Consider the following 18,964-nt stretch of genomic DNA (forward strand, 5'->3'; position numbering starts at 1 on the left):
ATAGTTACCTATATTATACAACATTAACGCGCTGTCGTCTTAAACAAAATCAACATAAAAATAGCTGTCGAGACTTTCTCGACAGCCTGAGAGATCATTCGTGATCTCTTTTTTTGGTTCACACATGTAGTTTGGATGCATGGAGCTCGATTAATAAAGCGAGCTGACCCAACGAAAATTTATGATTAACCATATCTACAGTAAAGTCTTCGGCTGCTTTCTGATCCATTTTAAATTGAAAGCCATTGTAGCGCAAAAAAATGAGTAATGCAGTAAAAGCTGTTCGCTTGTTTGCATTATGAAAAGGATGGTTTTGTCCCAGGGATTCGAATAATGCAGCGGCTTTGCTGAATATTGTGGGGTACGCATCTTCACTAAAAGCTGATGATTGAGGACGTAGAACAGCAGACTCAAGTAGACTGGTATCTTTGACGCCGATTTGTTCGCCTTTACTGTATCTTTTAATCATAGCGACATTAATAGCTATAACCTCTTGAATGGTTAAGAAACGAATGCTGCTCATCTATCCTTAAGTCCTTTAAGGGTTTCGTCATATGCATCCATTACTTGAGAAAGATTTTCAAGAAAATCATCACTTAACCCTGAAGGCAGAGTTATTTTGTTCGATTTTTGTATAATGATTTGTCCGCTCTGGTGATCTACTTCAACCTGAACTGTATCTCCTTGGCCCAGTCCGAGCTGCTTAATGGCTTCTGTCATAGTAATCCCTAAGCTATTTCCGAATTTAGTAATTTTACGTTCCATTCCAATCACCTTACCCATCTCTTTATCCTCCTTATTATACTATTCAACTGTTATAACAATTATACATGGTTTCAGGGTATATAAACATATACTTTTTAATTCAACTTATATCTGCTAGAGAAATAGCTTGTCAGACTGTAATTTGGTAATCTGAGGTAAGGTTTTAATTGTTGTAGGCTATTTTATTACTTCAGCATTTTGCATAATTCGATTCCCAACGCTCGTAAGTACAATATATAGACGAAATAAAGCGTTTCGATCTATATATTGCTGATTTGAAAACGCTCTTGAGATTTATGCAAAATGCTCACTTCATTAAAAAGGGGCGAGTGGTATGCTACAACCACCATTAAAGGATGAACTGACTCGAATACTGGAAGGGCATTCACTGGATGAAGAATTAAAAGAAGAGATTCATCAGGAAGCTCAAGCTGCTATACAATTCCATGTGGAGCATGAGGAAAATTACGAACACATTGGAAATAGTCGGATCGCCGGCTACCCGGATCTGCCACCCACGATAGAGTGGCCGTGTGATTCAGACGGAGAATATTATACGTTTATTGCTCAAATCAATTTGGGTGAAATGCCTTTTTCCCCATACGAGGGGTTGCCTCATCAGGGCATACTTTACTTTTTTCTTGGGCTGGATGAGCCCGCCTATGATATTGACCATAAAATCTTTTACTATAACGGTGACAGCAGCACTTTGAAGAAAACCTTGCCACCGACCGGGAAGGTTGAAGTATGTGCTGAGAACAGGGGTTTCACATCTTATGCAATTTCTTTTCAGCCGATTGTTACCCTGCGGTCGGAGGGTGAGCTAGGAGATGTTCTTGTAGATCAGTATGAAGAGCTGTATGAGCTTGTTTGTGAACAAAGTGACACGGTGTGGGGTCAGCATCAATCTTTTGCCGGGAACACCCTGCGGGATGCTTATCTACGCCGAAACGGGCTAGAGGGTCTTCTGTTTAACTGGCATAAGAGTGAGAGTCAGATTCATAAGGAAATCGAGCAAGCTATGCATAGGGGAAGTACGGATTATGCGGAGCATTTACGATCCGAAGTGCTGCCTCAGCTGCAAGAATATCAGACGAATCGGGAAAAGCACGATCAAGCTTCGGAAAATTGGCATGTTCTGCTCTCTGTATCATCCTTGAATGAGGTCGGTATGTGCTGGTGGGACGCGGGGTATTTGGAGTTTTTTATAGATCAAAGAGACTTGAAGAACATTGATTTCTCGAACACATATGTCAATCTTGCTACGAGCTAGCCCGGTGCGGCAGACTCATGCTGATTTAGGGCAAATGATGGCGGTTAGAGCAGGGCGGTTTTTTGATTGATAAAAGCAGTGAATTGAGCATGTGGCACAGTAGGTTTGTTTTGCCCGAGTGTCGGGAATCGAACGATCAATAATAGGTGGTCCTATATAGGGCCGCCTTTTTTCGATGTAAATGAACGATTGTACTCCGTTATTAGTCTTAATAGATGAGAACACAACAAGGGAGGTGCACACGTATATGACTGATCGGGAGCTGTTTGAGCTATATAAGGAGCAGATATATTATTTTTGTTATTATTTGATGCAAAATCAAGCAGATGCAGAAGATGTTTGCCAGGAAGTGTTTGTCAAAGCACTTTTGGCCGACAGGTCCAAAGTACAAGATCTCAAATCATGGATTTTACGAATTGCTTCTAATGAGTGCAGCAATGTGCTTAGAAGGCGGAAAACTGGACTGATGAAGGAAATACGAACTTTTTTATTGTCACGCCCTCATTCATTTAATCCGGTGGAAGAGAGCTTATATCATCAAGAAACTAAGACAGAGCTACAGAAGCTTTATAACAAGCTTCCAGATAAAATTCGAATGGTCGTGGTCCTTCGTTATGTAAACGAATTGACTGTGCCGGAGATCTCTAGAGTTATAAATATACCCGAAGGAACAGCTAAATCTAGATTAAATCGGGGGCTTAAACTGCTAAAAAAAATGGTGATATCCCAAGTAAAGGAGATGAGTAGCAGTGAGTCGGTATTTTGAAAAAGAACAGAACATTCCTCAACCTGAATATGATGCAATGTGGGTAAATATAGAACAGGAAGCAACCAAACGAAAAGCAACTCTGCAACAGTCACAGGAAGCACCTATGCATAGAGCAAAAATTGTTCCAGCAAGTGTCGTATTCTCATGTTTTCTGCTCGTTGCCATCCCTGTATTCGCTAGTGTGACCATCAATTGGGATAGAATAGGCGGACGTAGTGTAACCAATGCGCTAAATAATGGTATTGGACAACGGTATGATCTAAAAGCATCCAATGCAGGCATTACGATGAATTTGAATGGTGTTGTAACGGATGGCGAAAAAATGAAAATGCTTATCTCTCTGGGTCCAGGAACCGATCCAACCAGTTATATTGGGTTTGCTATAGAGAAAACGATGGTAACTAGCAATTCTGATACCAAGGAACAAGCACACGGTTATTTAAATTACGATCCTAAAAGTCAGAAACTCCTTGGCATTTATGAAACTATTGATACTTTAAAGGATCGTAAAAAAGATTACACACTTGAGGCACAGAATCTAATTTTTTATCGTAAGCAGGATATTCCTTTAAAGACGGATCATCAAGCCGGGGATACCCTCGTTACCGGGACCAAGCAGTATCCTAACATTTATATAGAATCCGTTCGACAAACCAACAATAAGACTGTTGTCCGCTTTAGAGTTGCTGCAGCTCCATCCGATTTAGGACGTGGGAACCCGCATTTGGTAATGAAAGTGGGCGACAAAGAGATAGACGCAATCCCAACCATTCTACCTAGCGATAGCCCTGACTTGCATATTGAGCAGGTATTCAACATGACTACACAAGATTGGAAAAAGGCAAACCTTCATTTTTGTTACATTGAGGAAGCAAAAAGAATTGAAGGTACTTGGAAATTCGAATTTGAAGCGGATGGAAAAAAAGCAAGTGAAGCGATTTATTCCAAGAAGCTGCATAGCAGCACTGAATTCCAAGAAAATACGGGTACTACCTTAGACCAACTGGTTGTTACCCCCTTGGATATTGAAATTCTAGTAACAGAGCGTGATTCACTTAAAAAAGGAAATGTTCATTATAAAACAGCTCAGCTGGTTATAGGTGATAAAAAAATTAACGGAGGGTGGAATATTAAAGGAGCTGGTCCTGAAAATTATCAACACTTATATCAATTTGAATCTCCAGAGTGGTATAAGGACTGGTCTGATGTTCCAATGAAACTTATATTGAAAGATGCTGTCATCGAGAAACGTGATACGTCTAAGAATTGGATCACTCTTCATAAACCTAAAGAAGAAAAACAGTTCGCTGAGCTTAATGCGGACGGTTATCAAATTGATTTCACATACTATAGAGAGGGAAAAGATTTGATTGTCGAATCGAAATCCGGTTCCCCTGGCTTCAAAGGCGTCAACCAAACAACGATGCGAATTAACGGAAAAGAAGTAGTGCCTGAGATCATTGCGAAGGGTATGGTATCCACAGGAGTTAATGTTGACCGTTACAAAAACATTGAATTAGATGGAAAATTGGAACTAAATCCTGGCATCTACAAGTACAGCGATCCTGGACGTGATATTGAAGTTATATTGAAATAGATATGGCCATCGCTGCCTATTCTGCAGATACGTAAATACAAAAGCACTTCCGGCTTTCCATCAGGGAAGCAGCGGAAGTGCTTTTGTTATATATACTTGCCTATACGGAGAACATATTTATATCCGCTGCACGGTAAATTCGAATTCCAGCTTTTGATCGGCTGCGATTTGGTATTCTTCATGTACGGGAGCTCCCCAGCTGTCGTCGCCGCCTACACCCATTTGCTTGCCAGCTACGGTGACAACGGTGTAATACACGTTCGGCAGCTCATACAGATGGTAGGCACTTTCCAGCTCAAACGCTGTATACGGTGAAATATTGCATTCCACCGGTGCGGTGACAGGTGCGGTAATGCGAATGCCCCGCTGGGAATCATCAGTAATATCGACACGGCGCACGCCTGTACGGTTGCCGGATTCCTGCGGTACAACATACCCGGACACGTTATCCGCAGCTTCGTTGCGGAATACGCCTAGTCTCGCACCAAAGGCACGGTCGATGTAATTCTCCTCCGGTCCCATCGCATACCAGTCCAGATGGCGATAGTCCGCCGGAACCTTGAACGAAAGGGCAAAGATTGGCAGGTTAGGCAGTCCTGAGACGCCTTCATAAGTCGATTTTACGTTCAGGCTACCGTCGGCGAAGACGGTGTAGACTACCGTTACCTGTACGTCTGCATGGATGCTCAGCGTGTAGCTGAACGTAACGGTTACACGGTCTGTCTGCTCTTCCGTGACCTCGATGCCCACACATTTACGTGTCAGACTTGCAGCGAACCAGCCACCGGCTTCAAAGCCCAGTGCGGTTCCCCGATCATTGTCTGTAGTCGCCCGCCAGAACAATGGGGCAGGAGGGATGGCGATCATCTCACGTCCCGCGTAGCGAAGTGAAGTCAGGCTACCTGCTCCTTTGGAGAACATCATACTGAAATCTGCACCGTGAACGCCAATGTTAACATCGCCATGCACCACTCGTAAGGCGCCGCCCGAAGGGATTTTCAGTGGATTTGGATCCTCCACGATGAAAATATGCTGTCCGAAGGCCACTTCGTGTCCAGCCTCAGCCCAGAGCGTGGCTTCTTTCAAAACCAGAGCGATGTGAATGACGTACTCACCGGGCTTTCCGTCCGTATTAGGGAACGTCAGAGGAATATACGCCTCGGTCTGAGCTGCCACATCTACATGAATGGCATTACGTGCGATTTCTTGGCCTTCATGCAGTAGGCTGTATACTAGCTCATAGTCGCCTGTTCCCTCGAACAGGTTTTCATTGCGCAGGGTTACACCGCTGCGATCCGGGGTGAGCTTCAGATTTTGATACAGGAATTTGACCTCCTGCATCTTGGGTGAAACTTTCCGGTCCGCATAGACAATTCCGTCCGTACAGAAACCATAGTCTGTAGCACGGTCGTCAAAGTCGCCGCCGATCGCGAGGTACTCGCGCCCGTAGCGATCTTTTTTCATAACCGCCTGATCGATATAATCCCAAATAAAACCGCCCTGATACAGCTCGTATTTGTTCTCCAGCTCGGTATACTTGTGCATGCCGCCTACGGAATTGCCCATCGCATGCATGTATTCGCAACTGATATACGGCTTTTGCGGATTGTCGTTCAAGTATTGCTCGATATCTGCGGGTTTGGCGTACATCCGGCTTTCCATATCGCTGGTATCATCGTACGTACGGTTGTGAAACACGCCTTCGTAGTGCACCAAACGGCTCGGGTCGGTGGACCGGAAATAGTTGGCTACATTGCGCAGGACTTCGCCTGCATACGACTCATTGCCGCAGGACCAGATCAGAATGGACGCATGGTTTTTGTCCCGTTCCAGCATCGAAATGGCGCGATCCATGACGATATCCTGCCACTCAGGCAGATTGGCGGGAATATTCCACGATGGCTCGACGGCGCCGAGTTTTTGCCAGGAACCGTGTGTTTCCAAGTTCATTTCATCAATTACATAGACCCCGTACTCATCGCATAGCTCATACCACAGAGTCTGGTTTGGATAATGGGAGGTGCGAACAGCGTTCATATTGTTCTGCTTGAGCGTCCGAATATCCCACAGCATATCTTCACGGGAAATCGCACGTCCGGTGCGAGCGTTAAATTCATGGCGGTTCACACCTTTAAAGACGATACGTTTGCCGTTCAAATGCATGACCTTGTTTATCAGCTCAAATTTACGGAAGCCGATTTTTTGTGGAATGACTTCCACGAGCGATCCACTGGCATCATAAATTTGTATGAACAACGTGTACAAATAAGGTTTCTCCGCGCTCCAGCGCTGCACTTGCTCCAAGGTGGCTGACAGCGAAGCTGAGCCATCAGTAAAGTCAGCTTTCAAAGAAGCTATAACATGACCGCTAGCATCTTTCACATCGACAGTTGCATAGGCCGTTGCCGGCTTTTCCAAGGTCAATTTCAGTTCCAGAAGGCCCTGCGTGTAGGAAGCATCCAGATCCGCCTTGGCATGCAGGTCACGAACGTGAACCGTAGGGATGGTATAGAGGTACACATCTCTGAAAATACCGGAAAAACGCCAAAAGTCCTGATCCTCCAGCCACGCCCCCGTACTTCTTTGATATACCTCTACCGCCAGTTTGTTTTCGCCTGCTTGCAGGAACGGTGTCAGTTCAAAATCAGACGGTGTAAAGCTGTCCTCGCTATAACCGACAAATTGTCCGTTCAGCCATACATAGAAAGCCGACTCGACGCCTTGGAAAGAAATGAATACAGGCTGCGCGTCGGAAGCCATATTTTCCGGCAAAACAAAGCTTTTGATATAGCTTCCGACCGGGTTGTGATCCTCCGGAATATGGGGTGGGCGAACGTCCGAATGTCCGTCCCACGGATACATCGTATTCACGTACTGCATTTGGCCAAAGCCTTGCGTCTGAATGTGACCCGGCACCTGAATATCGCTCCAGCCGCCATACTCAAAGCCAGGGGCATAGAACTCTACCGGACGGCTGGCTGGATTCGTTGCATAGTTAAACTTCCAGCTCCCATTCAGGCTATGACGCCAAGCCATATCAGCTTGCTGCTCCGCTTCCTGAAGCGTAGCGTAATATTTGTGATCGGAATAGGCGGGCAGCCGATGTACAGCAAATTTGGTTACGTCGGTCAGCCAGTCCAGACTAGGGGTATGGATGGTCAAGGCGAACACTCCTTATTTTTAAAATGAAATGAAGAACGTACACAGAAATCTGTTATTTTACCGAACCCACCATGCCCGCTACAAAGTGTTTCTGCATCAGGAAGAATACCAGTGCAGTCGGCAGTGTGGACAGGACAATGGCGATCATGATGACACCGTAATCCGGTGCATAGCTGGAGCCGAGGTTCGAGATCAACAGCGGAATCGTTTGATTCTCCGGCGTTTGCAGCACAATCAGAGGCCAGAGGTAGTTGTTCCAGCTGGACATGAACGTAATAATCGCGGCAGCAGCATAGGTTGTTTTCATCGTAGGCATGTATACCCGGAAGAACAGACCCAGCTCGGATAATCCATCCATACGACCCGCTTCAAGCAGATCCTTGGGAAACATCTTGGTGCTTTGACGGAAAAAGAAGATCAGGAACGCCGTAGTTACGGTCGGAATGACAACGGAAGAGAGCGTATCAATACCGATCCACGGTATGACATTAGAAATGCTGCCGAACATCCGGTAAAGCGGGATCATGATCGCCGCAAACGGAATCATCATAGACATCAGCAGGATATTGAAGACAACGTCTTTCGCTTTACTTCTGTAAATTTCAAAGCCATAACCGGCCAGTGATGCGATTAGCATAGCCAGCAGCGTAGTTGAGATGGAGACTTTTGCAGAGTTACTTAGTGCGGTAACGATGTCTACTTTTTCGAGCAGATTGTGCATGTTATCCATCAGATGGGAGCCAGGCAGAAGCTTGCCTTTGGTCACATCGACTGATAGGTTCGTAGAGCTGGATAGCATCCAGAGGAACGGAAAAATCGAGACGAACGACACAAGGATCAGAAAGGCGTACGTAAATGCTCTTTTTGTTTTCATCATTTTTTCTCACCTGCCACTTTGAACTGGATAATCGACAAGATAATGATCATAATGACGATGGAATAAGATACGGTCGCCGCATAACCAAAGTCGGATGAATACTTGAAGGACAGATTGTAAATATATTGCGAAATTGAAGATGTCGCGTTCCCTGGCCCACCTTTGGTAATATTCATAATTTCATCGAAGAGTTGGAGTGTACCAATCGTTGATGTAATCGAAGTGAACAGGATAATCGGCTTAAGCAGTGGAACTGTAATGCTGAAAAACTGTCGGATCGGGGAAGCTCCGTCAATACGGGCCGCTTCGTAGATGGAACTGTCAATGTTCTGAAGACCGGACAGGTAAAAGATCATATTATAACCAGTCCAGCGCCATGTGATCGCGATAATAATCGTAACCTTGGCCCAGAAAGGATCTGTAATCCATTGGATGGGCGTGCCAATCACGTGCAGATTCAGCAATAAGGAGTTTACCAGACCGTCGGACGAGAACAGGTACTTGAAGACAACCGAGTATGCTACAAGGGATGTGATACACGGCAAGAAGATGGCTGTGCGGAAAAAGCCCTTGAATTTCAGGTTTTTATCATTCAACAATACCGAAATGAACAGAGCCAGAATGACCATCAAAGGTACCTGGAAAATCAAATAGATAAACGTATTCTTCACGGCGGTTATAAACATTTTATCAGTGAACAGTCGCTTGTAGTTATCAATGCCGTTAAAGCTCAGATTAGACCCTGTACCTGTCTTAAAGGACAAGATAAGCGCCTGAATCATCGGATAGAAATAAAAAGCGGCAATCATGATCACTGCGATGGATATGAACAACCATCCTGTCATACCTGCTTTGAGACGTGTTGTAGTTATTTTGGGCGCGGCTGTCTTCATACCATGTCAACTCCCTATGCAGCAATAAAACCTTGAACTCGCAAGCCCAAGGTTTTAAGTGCTTATCGTTTTATTGTTTAGCCTTGGCTAGATGGACTGTCTTATTTAAGCTGTGCTTCCGCCTGTCCTTGAGCATCTTTCAGAACTGCGTCTACATCTTTTCCGTTCAGATAGTTTTGAATTTCAACGGTCATGATATCCTCAATGGCATACGTGTGCAGGCCATAATTGACTTTTGGAACTTGTTTAGTCCATTCTGCAAATTTCTTGTATACTTTGTCGCCTCCGAAGTACGGATCTTCCACGTCATAAGCTTTACCGCTGGAAGCTGCATTCAATGAACCGACAATTCCGATTTTGCTCAGCATATCTTGATACAGTTCTGTATCTGTTCCGAATGTTTCTTTCAGGAAATCAGCAGCGGTATCTTGACCGTCCGAGTTAAGGACATACCAGGAGCTGCCGCCGAGGCTGGAAGCATTCACGGATTCAGGTATATTTTTCAGCTTAGGGAAAGGAACAACAGCCCATTTACCGGATTGCGAAGCTTCTGCTTTGATCGAAGGCGTAATCCAGTTACCTGTAGGTACGGAAGCAACTGCACCGCTGTTGAATGCGGCCAAGAACTGACTCCAGTCGGCATTCATTTTAACAATATTTGCGTCGAACAAGGATTTGTACGTCAAGAGCGCTTCTTTCAGAGCTGGATTGCCAGCCAGGTTTGGTGTTTTACCGTCTTCTTTCAGGTACCATGAACCTGCAGTTTGGATCATACCACGGATCAGACCGAGGTCATTCGGATCTTGAGTCAGCATTTCTTTGCCTGTTTTTTGTTTTACGGCTTTACCAATTTCAATAAATTTGTCCCAATCAATATTAGTCAGGTCCGCTACTTTGTAGCCGGCTTGTTCCAGATAATCCGTTCTTACATACAGTCCCATAACACCGGAGTCGAATGGAACACCGTACTGCTTGCCGTTGTAGCTAGTCGGTCCGATTTTATAATCAGCGAAGTCGGATGCTTTGATCGTGCTGCTCATATCATGGAAAGAATCGGGATAGGCTTGCAGGAAGTTTTGTGCCCGATAATCCTCGATCAGAACCACGTTTGGCAATCCTTTGGTAGAACCGGAGTTAAGACCGGCATTCATTTTTTGTACGATATCGTTTTGAGCATATTCAACAATGTTTACGGTTACATCTGGATGTTTGGCAACATAGCGATCTTTTGCCAGCTTCAGGGCTGCGATATTAAAGTTCGGGTCCCAAGCCCAGACTGTAATTTCTTTTTTGCCTGACTCTGTTGTAGTAGCTGCTTTCTCGGAATTGCTGGAGCATGCGGATAGCAAGATCAAGCTTGCAATCAGCAGAAGGAAAGTCATTTTTTTCATTTTGTTCAACCCCTACTCTTTTTTTATATGTTGCTTGCAAGTTCTAAACCTCTTAAATGAAAGCGGTTACCTTATTTATAAATCTAGTGTACCATCCATACTTTGTCGGTGTTAGGAATATCTTTATACGGATTGGTCTTATTATTATGATTATCAAAAAAAGGTACCGCTTACATTTGTATTTTCTTTTGATTTAGGTATTTTTTTATGATCATGAACTAAAGACAAAGAAGGTGGAACAAGAACGGAGTGGGCGGAATGGTGCTGTACAAGCGTAGCGGTCGCCTTTGTACCCGGATTTCAACCTTTATAACTTGACTAAAGAAATCTGGGTACAACAGCGATGGGAAGCACCATCCGACCGCGTAGTGGCGCTTCGTGTACATCTATTTGGAGTCGTTTGATCTCACGATCAGTGGCAGGGTCATTCTTACTTTGGTGCCCTCTCCTTTTTTACTGGAGATGGTCACGCCGTATTCTTCTCCATATAAAAGGGTAATGCGGTTGTGTACATTCTGGATGCCGATGCCTGTGAACAGTTGGCGCTTGCTCTTGGGATTCGGCAGTCCGTCTTGCGCCGTATGCCCGTCCAAATCCATACCGTCTCCATCATCGACCACCTCACAGATCAGTGTATCCTCCGTTTTGGACACCAATATATAGATGTGCCCTACATTTTTTTCATTAAACGCATGGAAAAAAGAGTTTTCGATAAAAGGCTGAATGATGAGCTTGGGCACATGGTACTCCAGACAATCGGGTGATACAAAATAATTCACTTGTACCCGCTGCCCGTAACGCACATGGTTAATGAACACATAATTTTGCATGTTGGCCATTTCCTGCTCAATGGTGATCGTTTCACTCACATTGCTGATTGTATTTTGCAGTAAGGAAATGAGTGCATTAATCGTCTCGGCGGCTGTTTCCTTGTTTCCTTTGAGCACCAGCATTTTGATCGAAGCCAGTGTATTGTACAGAAAATGCGGATTGATCTGCCGTTGTAGTGCAGCAAGTTCTGCGTTCCGTTGACCCTTTTGCGTCTCTAAAAGCTTATGAATATAGTCATTTAGTTCATCCAGCATGTAGTTGTAAGCATGGCTTAATTGTCTAACCTCATAGCTGCCCGTTACCGGGATATAATTATCAAAATTTTTCTCGCGTATGGTCGACATTTGCTTCACCAGTCGAGTCAGCGAACGAATCAGTCGACGGGATATCAGAAAAACGATCACCAAAGCAATCAGTACGATGGCAATGCAGATCCATACAACGGATTTAACGTCAATAATCTGCCCAATCGCGGCTTGTCTGTCAATCATGTTCACCAGATAAAAATCAAATGAAGGGATATAGTTGGAAAGGAGGATACTCTCCTTATTCATCACATCCGCATTAATGTAGTTCAATCCCTGTTCATTGATTTTTGTGGCATAGCCTAGCAGCTCACTGGAGCGTTGTCCGATCAGATCCTGGCGGTTGCTCGATACAATCATTCCCGACTTGTCCAAAATAAGCACATCATTGCCATTGCTTGTGAAATTGTTGTAGAAACGGCGAAATTCAGGCTCTCGGATAGCGATGTAGATCATGCCGTACAGGGTGCCGCTGGTCCGCTCCATAAATGGTTTGGAGGCGATAATATAGGGTGTTGGCTTCTGCGCGGTGTTATTCATTTGTTGCTGAAATAATTCAGTATCCAATTGATACATAAGCTGTGCCGGTCGTGCTACACTTCGGGCTGTAATCGCACTGCTTTTAAGCTCTTCCGCAGTTACAGGCCAATAGGACGAGTCGGAGTAAAAGCTCCGGCCGTTCAGACCTGTTACAGCGACACCGACATCATAGGCATCGACGTTCGATTTAATTTGCTTCATTTGCTGTGCCATTCCGAAGTAAATCCTCGCCGAGTTAATCGAGTCAGATTGACCGCCAGTCAGATAGTTCTTGACCGTTCCATTTTCCGAAGCATGGGTTACGGCATTCACGATAGAATCATTGAAGGATTCGAAGCTGGATTGAATCTGGCTGAGTACCTTGGCATTTGTAATACTGAATGTCTCAGCAAAAAGTCGTTCAGACATCCGAATCGTCACCAAAGAGGTCAGCAAGGACACCGCAGTGATGCTGACCACCATAACAATAAAGATTTTGAAGAACAGACCTTGATATTTGATCTTATGGATATATCTTTTCATATTCAATCTCTTTTCTGCTGGCAGATGTGGCTTCTCTCTAATAGAGATGCTCCCGGCGGTACTGACTAGGCGAGTAACCCTTCACTTTTTTGAATACTTTGGTAAAATAGCTGGGGTCCGAATAGCCTACCGTGCTGCTAATATCCGAAATGGACATCGTGCCCGACCGTAGTAACTCCGCGGCTTTTTCAACCCGAATTTTGTTCAGATACTCGCTAAAACCTTCTGTATGGTGTGCCGTAAAATAACTGGACAAGTAGGAAGGGTTAAAGTGAAAATATTGCCCAAGTGTCGTCAAATTGAGTGTTTCAGCATGATGCTCCTCAATATACGCCAGCAGTTTTTTCATGCTTGCGCTACTTCCTTGCTGTGTTTTAGCCATGATCTGTCGGTTCGCTTCCTCCAAAAAAGTCTCCAGCAGGCGCACAGCTTCATGTACATGAGGGGCATCATTAATGGTTTTGAAATAGGAATATTTCGCCGCATCCAGCTCCTTCATATCATACCCCTGATTCCCGAGCAAAATCGTAATATTGAACACGATATTTCCGAGAAGCGATTTAAATTCAAAAGCGGTAGAAGTATAGTTACCGGACATGGCGGCTACATAGGATCTCAAATCCTGAAAAGCTGTATCAAAATGCTCACGCTTCATCTCTTCTGTAAACTGTTTTAAGTTGAACGGGCTGTTCACCTGTACAGGCTGAGGGAGTTCATCTTCTATTAGCAGCGCTGTTCCTGGGAAATAAAAGCGGTAACTCAGCAGTTTTGGCAGTTCATCCTGATAGACGTCACTAATCTGATTAAAGTCATCAAATAGATGGCTGACTGCCCAGCCTGTCTGTGGATCGACCCGCTTTGTCTCCTGAGCAACTTCCCTAACCGCAGCCATCCAGGCATCTACTTCCCGTGGTTCAAGATTGGCTAAAAACACAGCTGCATAGACATCAGACGGCAGTTGTCGCAGTACGATGTGCTCACAGGCAGAGGACACTTGATCTGTAAGCTTGGAAAATAGGTCCGAGGCAGAGATAGAGCGTCCTTTATTCTGAGGTGCTGACTGTTCCACGCCTATGAGCGCAAAACGAGTATGAGGAAATGCTTGCTTCAGCAACTCGGCGTCATAGTCCATGCTATACCCGGAGATCAGCTTTTCGATCACATGATCTATCGTAATTTGACTATTCCCAGCATCCGCCTGATATTGAATGGATGGAATTTTGCGAGCGGTTCTCTGGAGGACTTGGAGCAACTCATCCGTGTCCAGCTTGGGCTTTAATATATAGTCAGCAACCCCTTGCTGAAAGGTGGACCGTACGTAATTAAATTCACCGTAACTGCTAAGTACAATGACTTCGATATCTGGATAGTTCTGTCTGACTATGCGCGTCAGCTCCTCGCCATCCATAATCGGCATTACGATATCTGTAATGACAATATGAGGGCGCAAGGCTTCAATCAGCTCCAATGCTTCTTTCCCGTTAGAAGCCTCACCTACAATTCGAAATCCATACTGTTCCCACGATAAATGGTGTTTAATCCCTTGCCGTACCAATATCTCATCATCCACAATCAAAATGTTGCATAGCTCATTCATGGCAGCACTCTCCGTAATTATACCTATTCGAGGATTTTGCAAAAATCCTGATTCAAAAAAGACCTCCATCACGTGGACGTCATATCATCTGAGGCCCATATTTGATAACGCTTCCAACTTAGCTTAAATCTAAAGCATTTAATCTTTACATGCTAACATAAAGCACACGAGGATTCCAAAAAAATTTAGTCCAAATGGCATATAAAACAACAAAAAAGGCAGCCGAGAAAATCTCGACAGCCTAAGAAACGGGGATTACCTTATACAGTACCCCATGTGCGATCTCCTGCTAAATATTTTTCAGTCAAAATAGACAGCAGTTGAATGCCAACCTCATTGTGTCCTCCCTCAGGAAGGATTAGGTCAGCGTATTTCTTGGAAGGCTCAATAAATGCCTCATGCATCGGCTTAACCGTAGTCAAATAGTGATCGTGGATCGAATGGATGGTGCGGCCGCGTTCCTCAATATCACGAAGAACCCGACGAAGAATACGCACATCAGGGTCCGTATCCACAAATACTTTGATGTCAAGCAGGCTGCGGAGCTTTTCGTCTGACAGTACATGCAGGCCCTCCAACATAACGATATGATTCGGCAGAAGCTCTACCGTCTCGTTCGTGGAGCGGGCATGAACCGTAAAGTCATACACGGGCGCTTGTGTCGCTTGTCCCTTTTTCAGACATTGGAGATGCTCAATGAGCAATTCGTTGTCAAAGGCAAACGGATGATCATAATTGACCAAAGCACGTTCATCATAACTCAGATGTGAATGGTCTTTATAATAGTTATCCTGAGATATGAAAGTCACTTTATTAGATCCCAGACGCTCAACGACGGCGCGTGCTACCGTCGATTTACCGGAACCTGTACCGCCGGCAATACCAATAATAAGCATGGCGTTTCACTTACCCTTCCCTAAATGTATCCCGATACAACTCAAGTATTGTAGCACAATGCACACTTTTTTTCATCACTGTTGCACGTTGTATTTCTTCCATTTCCGTATCTTGGCTCTGAATGTTTTAAACGGTGCCACCGAGTTGATGTGAATCCATCTTGCCATGGGCCAGTTCGGATTAGTACCCGTCCAGTTGTGAACGCCTTGAGTGAAGAGCTCTTCATGGCTAAGTGTGTCGATCCAATCCAGCCACTTTTGCTCAGTCAACTTGAACATATCGCGTAATTCACGTAAAGATTGGTGGGAATAGGTCTTGTAAAATGATTGATATAGTTCGCCTAGTCTATTCCATTTATAATTGAGGGCGGGCATGATGACGGTTTTTCCTTCCCGTTCGTCCCTGTCCCATGTCATGACAAGATGAAGCCATCCGAGCTGGTAGGCAATCATTTCTGCGGGTGTTTTATCTACTTCGGGGATACGAATATCCTTTTGGCTCTCGTCGATCTCCTGGAACTCACCGTCAAATCGTAAGTAGGAGGCATGAATGGCTTCCTTTAACTCTGATTTAGAGGCGTAGTCGTAACTGGACATCTAATCGCTCCTTTAAATGATATGGATGATACTCACCCCTTTATATGTACCATTCCCAATATGACAACTGTATGTCTTATTTAAAAATAAAAAAAATCGTTTTTTGTGATTTTATGAAACAGCATTTGGCGTGTTCACGAAACAGGATGCAAAATTAATAGAAAAATTAAGACAAAAGATAAGTATTTAGACATATTTTAATATATATTTAAATGTCTATAATTATTGGAGTATAGCGCTTAAGGGCCCTCATTGGTGTTGGGATATTATCCCTCCATCAGTACGTTATATACCGTTGGGGCAGGTCATGTCCGATGAACGGTGCAACCTTTGCTTTAGTATTCATGAATCTAACCAAGAAGGGGATTGTTATATGAAATCGAGTTTGTTAAAAAAATGTGCAAGTGTAATGTTAAGCAGTACGTTGGTACTGTCTTTATCATTACCGTTGCTAGGTCATGCACATGCAGAGGGGAATTTACAGATAAGTGATGATTTCGAACAAGGAGAAGCTCAAGGCTGGACCGCAGGTTCGGGGAACTGGTCTGTGGTCAAGGAGGGGAATGGCTCTACATACCAACAATCTAGTCGAAGCGAAAGCCATTCCGTTAAAGGTAATGCCTCATGGACGAACTATAGCGTGCAAGCAGATGTATATGTAAATGATTTTAATGGCTCTAATCGAGTCTACGTTGCAGGTAGATACACAGATTCCAACAACTTCTATGCAGCATCGTTGTACAACAAGAAAGACGGAGCTCTTGAGATTCGAAAAAAAGTCAAAGGCTCTATGAAGACGCTGGCTACCAATAAAAAATACAAATTAGACACGAATACATGGTACAGAGTCAAGCTGGAACTATCCGGTTCGGAAATCAAAATGTATGTCAATGATCAACTGGAGCTGTCCGCAACAGACACCAGCCTGACTGCTGGAGCCATTGGTTTGGTAACCTCCAAAGCAGCTGCCCAATTCGATAATGTGATTGTGTCCGGTGTTTCTTCTGAGGTAGATCCAGGCACACCGCCTGTGAACCCAACCCCAGGCACAGAAAAACCGACTCCTGGAGTCGATCCTAATGTAACCTCCAAAAATAACTATAATTTGACTGGTTTTTCGTATGGTAATACAGGTGGTGGCAACATTGCGGATACAGATGCCAACTACAAAAAGGTTTACAACGCTGTAGATCTCAACGAAGCACTGAAGAAAGGTAGCAAAGTCAAAGTGATTGAGATTATGAACGATCTTGATCTCGGTTGGAACGAAATTCCTAGTGCTGCCAAAGTAATGCCTTTTAGTGCCAACAATCCTGTACAGACGCATCCTGTTCTGAAAAAGACAGGGGTGAGCAAAGTCTATATCGAAAATATGAATGGGGTTACGATTTTCTCTGCCAATGGTGCGAAAATCAAACATGCTGGCTTTGTCATCAAAAGAAGCTCCAATTTGATTTTCCGTAACCTCGAATTTGATGAGCTTTGGGAGTGGGATGAAGCAACCAAAGGGAACTATGATAAGAATGACTGGGACTATATTACTGTCGAAGGTGCAAGCTCCAAGGTATGGATCGACCATTGCACATTTAACAAAGCCTATGATGGTCTGGTAGATGTGAAAAAAGGTAGTAACGGAGTTACGATTTCCTGGTCTTTATTCAAAGGAGATGACCGCAGCTCCAACAGCTGGGTAACCCAACAAGTCAACGCGATGGAAGCAGACAAGTCTTCCTATCCTATGTACTCTTATCTAAGAAGCAGTGCAGTTGGCATGAGTAAAGAAGATATCATTGATATTGCAGCAGGACAAAAGAAGGCGCATCTGATCGGTGCAACGGAAATGGCTTCCGATAATGCAGACCTGGAAGTGACGCTGCATCATAATTACTACCAGGATATTCAGGATCGTATGCCTCGTCTGCGTGCTGGTAATGCTCATGCATATAACATCGTTATGGACGATGCCGGATTGGCCAGAGCCAAAAAAAGAATTACTTCTGACATGGCTAAAGCAATTGCCGCAAAAGGATACCATTTTGATGTCGTGGGTAATGGTGCAATTTCAACAGAAAACGGCGCGGTATTGCTAGAAAAATCGTATTTAATTGATGTATTTTCTCCAGTACGTAATAATCAAAAAGACCCTAACAAAGCGGATTACACAGGTAAAATCAAAGCCGAAGATGTTATCTTCTCGGATAACGGCACCGTATTCAGAGGAGGCAGTGACGCTGCGAATAGCCCGTTAGCCCCTTATCCAGCGAAGGCCAAGAGCTTCTCTTGGAATGGATTCACAACGTTGCCATACAGCTATACTGCCGAAGACCCTGCTAACCTGGTTGCTCAATTGCAGGCCAAGGATGGAGCGGGTGCAGGCAAGCTGAACTGGTCGAGTGAAAACTGGCTCAAAACGGTGTACAATACGTCCGTTACGAAAAATGCAATAGTGGAAGAAGATGCCGAATAGGTAGCCATATAAAAAAGCAGCCAGGACAGATATGCTCTGTTTCTGGGTGCTTTTTTGGTTACCTACGTTAAGGCTGCGTTCGGTACGAACTTAACCAATAACGACAAACGAGGATACGCCAGCAGGTACGGATCTAACGCGGAATAATACTCCATCATCTCTAAAAGTACGCAGAATATAAGGCTGGTTCGTAGGTGTGCGAACTCTGCTGAATCGGGCAGTACCAAAGCGGTCGAAGCCAGCAGCTTGCACAAAGCTTCCATCTAGACGCCGAAGTGTTGCAAAAAATCCAGACGTGTTAAAAGGCACACCATCATTGTTAGCCCAAATGACTGTAAATCGGCGTAGAGTTTGTGTAGGGCTCACATTGCGATATCTCGTAACAGGAACCTTTCTGCCCGTAGATTTCAATGTTTGTGGAGGACGAATGGCCACTTCAAATCAACTCCTTTGTTGTGATGAGATAGTAAATGCACACAAAG

At 44.3% G+C, this 18,964-nt stretch carries 15 protein-coding genes; 4 read left to right on the top strand and 11 right to left on the bottom strand.

The genetic code is table 11. The features are described 5' to 3' along the window. Positions 1-118: 118 nt before the first annotated feature. Positions 119-523, bottom strand: a complete 405-nt coding sequence (locus AC5ELV_RS22040; protein ID WP_493431883.1) for a type II toxin-antitoxin system death-on-curing family toxin — start codon at positions 521-523, stop codon at positions 119-121. Continuing rightward, entirely contained in the window at positions 520-783 is a 264-nt protein-coding gene (locus tag AC5ELV_RS22045; protein WP_025718789.1) for an AbrB/MazE/SpoVT family DNA-binding domain-containing protein, read from the bottom strand. The genes AC5ELV_RS22040 and AC5ELV_RS22045 overlap by 4 nt, the downstream gene beginning before the upstream one ends. A 316-nt stretch (positions 784-1,099) precedes the next feature. Between AC5ELV_RS22045 and AC5ELV_RS22050 the strand changes: the two genes are divergently transcribed. From AC5ELV_RS22050 to AC5ELV_RS22060, 3 genes are all read left to right on the top strand, one after another. Then, entirely contained in the window at positions 1,100-2,038 is a 939-nt protein-coding gene (locus AC5ELV_RS22050) for a YwqG family protein (RefSeq protein WP_493431884.1), read from the top strand. A gap of 247 nt (positions 2,039-2,285) precedes the next feature. Further along, positions 2,286-2,804, top strand: coding sequence for an RNA polymerase sigma factor (locus AC5ELV_RS22055; RefSeq protein ID WP_025718786.1), 519 nt, complete (start codon positions 2,286-2,288; stop codon positions 2,802-2,804). After that, positions 2,788-4,404, top strand: coding sequence for a DUF4179 domain-containing protein (locus AC5ELV_RS22060; RefSeq protein ID WP_493431885.1), 1,617 nt, complete (start codon positions 2,788-2,790; stop codon positions 4,402-4,404). The genes AC5ELV_RS22055 and AC5ELV_RS22060 overlap by 17 nt, the downstream gene beginning before the upstream one ends. Before the next feature lie 117 nt (positions 4,405-4,521). On the opposite strand, the gene lacZ is transcribed toward AC5ELV_RS22060, so the two are convergent. The 8 genes from lacZ to AC5ELV_RS22100 form a co-directional block, all read right to left on the bottom strand. Continuing rightward, a complete protein-coding gene (gene lacZ, locus AC5ELV_RS22065; RefSeq protein WP_493431886.1) occupies positions 4,522-7,566 on the bottom strand; it encodes a beta-galactosidase, LacZ type in 3,045 nt (1,014 codons plus the stop codon). A 52-nt stretch (positions 7,567-7,618) separates the two neighbouring features. Further along, positions 7,619-8,443 carry a carbohydrate ABC transporter permease gene (locus AC5ELV_RS22070; protein WP_023986538.1) on the bottom strand — a complete coding sequence of 275 codons (825 nt, stop codon included), beginning with the start codon at positions 8,441-8,443 and terminating at the stop codon, positions 7,619-7,621. Further along, entirely contained in the window at positions 8,440-9,336 is an 897-nt protein-coding gene (locus tag AC5ELV_RS22075; RefSeq protein ID WP_013308301.1) for a carbohydrate ABC transporter permease, read from the bottom strand. Before AC5ELV_RS22075 ends, AC5ELV_RS22070 begins: the two co-directional genes overlap by 4 nt. A gap of 101 nt (positions 9,337-9,437) precedes the next feature. Beyond that, positions 9,438-10,727: an ABC transporter substrate-binding protein gene (locus tag AC5ELV_RS22080; protein ID WP_493431887.1), complete on the bottom strand. Its 1,290-nt coding sequence runs from the start codon at positions 10,725-10,727 to the stop codon at positions 9,438-9,440. A gap of 386 nt (positions 10,728-11,113) precedes the next feature. Next, positions 11,114-12,925, bottom strand: a complete 1,812-nt coding sequence (locus AC5ELV_RS22085) for a cache domain-containing sensor histidine kinase (protein ID WP_493431888.1) — start codon at positions 12,923-12,925, stop codon at positions 11,114-11,116. A 37-nt stretch (positions 12,926-12,962) separates the two neighbouring features. Continuing rightward, positions 12,963-14,522 carry a response regulator transcription factor gene (locus tag AC5ELV_RS22090; protein WP_493431889.1) on the bottom strand — a complete coding sequence of 520 codons (1,560 nt, stop codon included), beginning with the start codon at positions 14,520-14,522 and terminating at the stop codon, positions 12,963-12,965. Positions 14,523-14,782: 260 nt separating this feature from the next. Next, positions 14,783-15,418, bottom strand: a complete 636-nt coding sequence (gene udk / locus AC5ELV_RS22095; RefSeq protein WP_493431890.1) for a uridine kinase — start codon at positions 15,416-15,418, stop codon at positions 14,783-14,785. 75 nt (positions 15,419-15,493) lie between these two features. Continuing rightward, entirely contained in the window at positions 15,494-16,015 is a 522-nt protein-coding gene (locus tag AC5ELV_RS22100) for a ClbS/DfsB family four-helix bundle protein (RefSeq protein ID WP_493431891.1), read from the bottom strand. 373 nt (positions 16,016-16,388) lie between these two features. Here AC5ELV_RS22100 and AC5ELV_RS22105 point away from each other — a divergent pair, with 373 nt between their 5' ends. Further along, entirely contained in the window at positions 16,389-18,482 is a 2,094-nt protein-coding gene (locus AC5ELV_RS22105) for a pectate lyase family protein (RefSeq protein WP_493431892.1), read from the top strand. A 90-nt stretch (positions 18,483-18,572) separates the two neighbouring features. Here AC5ELV_RS22105 and AC5ELV_RS22110 read toward each other — a convergent pair whose 3' ends face one another. Beyond that, on the bottom strand, positions 18,573-18,917 hold the full coding sequence (locus tag AC5ELV_RS22110) for a hypothetical protein (protein ID WP_013308308.1): 345 nt from the start codon (positions 18,915-18,917) through the stop codon (positions 18,573-18,575). Positions 18,918-18,964: the final 47 nt, after the last annotated feature.

It is taken from the genome of Paenibacillus sp. NMA1017, from assembly GCF_058895805.1.

Coding starts and splice junctions, on each gene's coding strand:
- AC5ELV_RS22040 (WP_493431883.1), bottom strand. CDS start 523: ATGAGCAGCATTCGTTTCTTAACCATTCAAGAGGTTATAGCTATTAAT.
- AC5ELV_RS22045 (WP_025718789.1), bottom strand. CDS start 783: ATGGGTAAGGTGATTGGAATGGAACGTAAAATTACTAAATTCGGAAAT.
- AC5ELV_RS22050 (WP_493431884.1), top strand. CDS start 1,100: ATGCTACAACCACCATTAAAGGATGAACTGACTCGAATACTGGAAGGG.
- AC5ELV_RS22055 (WP_025718786.1), top strand. CDS start 2,286: ATGACTGATCGGGAGCTGTTTGAGCTATATAAGGAGCAGATATATTAT.
- AC5ELV_RS22070 (WP_023986538.1), bottom strand. CDS start 8,443: ATGATGAAAACAAAAAGAGCATTTACGTACGCCTTTCTGATCCTTGTG.
- AC5ELV_RS22075 (WP_013308301.1), bottom strand. CDS start 9,336: ATGAAGACAGCCGCGCCCAAAATAACTACAACACGTCTCAAAGCAGGT.
- AC5ELV_RS22080 (WP_493431887.1), bottom strand. CDS start 10,727: ATGAAAAAAATGACTTTCCTTCTGCTGATTGCAAGCTTGATCTTGCTA.
- AC5ELV_RS22085 (WP_493431888.1), bottom strand. CDS start 12,925: ATGAAAAGATATATCCATAAGATCAAATATCAAGGTCTGTTCTTCAAA.
- AC5ELV_RS22090 (WP_493431889.1), bottom strand. CDS start 14,522: ATGAATGAGCTATGCAACATTTTGATTGTGGATGATGAGATATTGGTA.
- udk (WP_493431890.1), bottom strand. CDS start 15,418: ATGCTTATTATTGGTATTGCCGGCGGTACAGGTTCCGGTAAATCGACG.
- AC5ELV_RS22100 (WP_493431891.1), bottom strand. CDS start 16,015: ATGTCCAGTTACGACTACGCCTCTAAATCAGAGTTAAAGGAAGCCATT.
- AC5ELV_RS22105 (WP_493431892.1), top strand. CDS start 16,389: ATGAAATCGAGTTTGTTAAAAAAATGTGCAAGTGTAATGTTAAGCAGT.